We start from the raw sequence: 1,644 nt of genomic DNA on the forward strand, positions 1-1,644 counted from the left end.
CGCCACACGCTACGAGAAACGGGCCTACACCTACCTCGGCACAGTCACCCTCGCAGCACTCATCGTCTGGCTCCGCACATGATCCGAGAAACAGCACCTAAGGCCCACGTGGTCGTGGCCGGTGAAGAGCTCCAGCCGGGCTGTGACAGGCAGGTGAGCCTCCGCCGGGTGTCGAAGTCTTCCGTCCAGGCGGAGGGTGTATCGCGTGCGTCGTCCATCTCGCTCGCGGCTGAGGTACTGAACTTGATTGGGTGATGTCGGTGCCGTTCGCCTGACAGTTGGCCGTCGGCACCTGTAGCCGTTGGGTGTGAGGTATGCGCAGGGCGGCGGGCTGACCGACGCCGAGAGGACCACGCGGGAGCGGTTACGGCTCCAGGCCGTGGAGCGTTTCGAGGGCGGGCAGAAGATCGCGGAGATTGCCGCTGCCCTGCGGATCAGCGTGCGGTCGGTCGAGCGGTGGCGCCGGGCTTGGCGCGAGGGCGGCGAGGCGGGAGTCCTGTCGAAGGGGTCGCCGGGAAGACCTCGACTCAGTGACGCCCAGATCGCCAGGCTGGAGCGGGAGTTGGAGCGTGGTCCACTGGCTCACGGCTGGGCGGACCAGCGGTGGACCCTGGCACGGATCAAGACGCTGATTGGCCGGCTCTTCCACGTCTCCTACACGGTCGAGGGCACCTGGCGGCTGCTGAAGCGCCACGGCTGGAGCTGGCAGCAGCCCACCAGGCGCGCGATCGAGCGCGATGACGAAGCGGTCGAGGTGTGGAAGAAGGAGACCTCCTGGGCCGCGGGTAAGAGCACCGCGGCGGAGCGCGGGGCCTGGATCGTTTTCGAGGACGAGGCCGGGCAGTCGATGACTCCGCCGCGCGCCAGGACCTGGGGCCGGATCGGCCAGACCCGGTCGTGAGGGTGAGGGGCCGGGGCTCGGGGCACGTGTAGATGGCGGGTATGGCCTGCTACAAGCCGGGCCAGCAGTCCGGCTGATCTACGCGATCCGCGAGTATCGGGACCGCAAGGACGAGCCGAAGGGCTTTGGCTGGCGCGACTTCCGCGACCTCATCGTCCGCGCTCGCATCCAGCTCGGCGGACCGATCGTGCTGGTCTGGGACAACGTCCGCCTGCACCTGACGGTCGGCATGCGCGAGTTCATCGACGCGAACGCCGAGTGGCTCACCGTATTCCAGCTGCCCACTTATGCCCCGGACCTCAACCCGACCGAGGGCGTCTGGTCGCTGGTCAAGCGTGACATCGGCAACCTCGCTGCGGCCGACCTCGGCCAGATCACCCGCGCGGTGAAGCGCAAATCGTCCCTGCATGCAATAGGTGAGGCCCGGGGACACAGTCCCCTTCACTCCCACGCCCTCCACAACAGCCCCGGCCCGCCCGACATTCCCGCCGTGCCGACACGCGGGTGCGCCGGGGTCAGGCGCTGCGCGGCTTGCGGCCGGCGGTCTTCTTCGCCGTCTTCTTGGCGGTGGTCGTCTTCTTGGCGGTCTTGGCCGCGGTCTTCTTGGCCGGCGTCTTCTTCGCCGGACTCTTCTTGGCCCGGGTCAGCTCGTGGACGTCGGCGTCGGCGGCCTCGCCGCGTGAGGAGCGCGCCTTGTCCACCGACTGCTGCAGGGCGGACATCAGGTCCAGCACCTGCCCCGG

The 1,644-nt window shown here is 68.7% G+C and carries 1 protein-coding gene and 2 pseudogenes; 2 read left to right on the top strand and 1 reads right to left on the bottom strand.

The window, feature by feature from the left end; genetic code table 11:
* The first annotated feature begins 307 nt into the window (after window positions 1-307).
* Window positions 308-901, top strand: a complete 594-nt coding sequence (locus ABZZ74_RS54070; protein WP_356951434.1) for an IS630 family transposase — start codon at window positions 308-310, stop codon at window positions 899-901.
* 187 nt (window positions 902-1,088) lie between these two features.
* Window positions 1,089-1,190 (top strand): annotated as a pseudogene (locus ABZZ74_RS54075) (DDE endonuclease); the annotation flags it as partial.
* A gap of 226 nt (window positions 1,191-1,416) precedes the next feature.
* On the opposite strand, the pseudogene ABZZ74_RS54080 reads toward ABZZ74_RS54075, so the two are convergent.
* Window positions 1,417-1,644: pseudogene (locus ABZZ74_RS54080) on the bottom strand (Ku protein); the annotation flags it as partial.

The organism is Streptomyces sp. NPDC006476, assembly GCF_040612015.1.
In the GTDB taxonomy this organism is placed as follows: domain Bacteria; phylum Actinomycetota; class Actinomycetes; order Streptomycetales; family Streptomycetaceae; genus Streptomyces; species Streptomyces griseorubiginosus_B.